The following is a 233-nucleotide window of genomic DNA, read 5'->3' as shown; positions in this document are numbered from 1 at the left end:
GACGACGACATGGGGCAACCTCTTGGCGCTTTGACGATGGGCACAGCTTAAAGGCGCTTTCAAAGCAGTGTTACGCCGATTCTGCACAATCCTTGCCTGATCCTGCGATAAATTGTGAATCAGGCAAGTTGGGCGGCCTTAACCATTGCGTAGTTCACGTGAAACAAGGTGCTCATGCCGGGCATAAAATCCGTGGCCTGATCGTTACCTCTCCGCATCTCGCAGGATTGTGC

1 protein-coding gene is annotated in these 233 nt (G+C 52.8%); it reads left to right on the top strand.

What is annotated here, in order from left to right:
• Positions 1 to 233: P-loop NTPase family protein (locus tag AAEY72_RS16470; RefSeq protein WP_352311773.1), on the top strand; the 233-nt coding region annotated here is incomplete at both ends.

It is taken from the genome of Psychrobacter sp. W2-37-MNA-CIBAN-0211 (assembly GCF_040309405.1).
GTDB classification, from domain to species: Bacteria; Pseudomonadota; Gammaproteobacteria; order Pseudomonadales; family Moraxellaceae; genus Psychrobacter; species Psychrobacter glaciei.
This window is presented reverse-complemented; position numbering and strand designations above follow the sequence as displayed.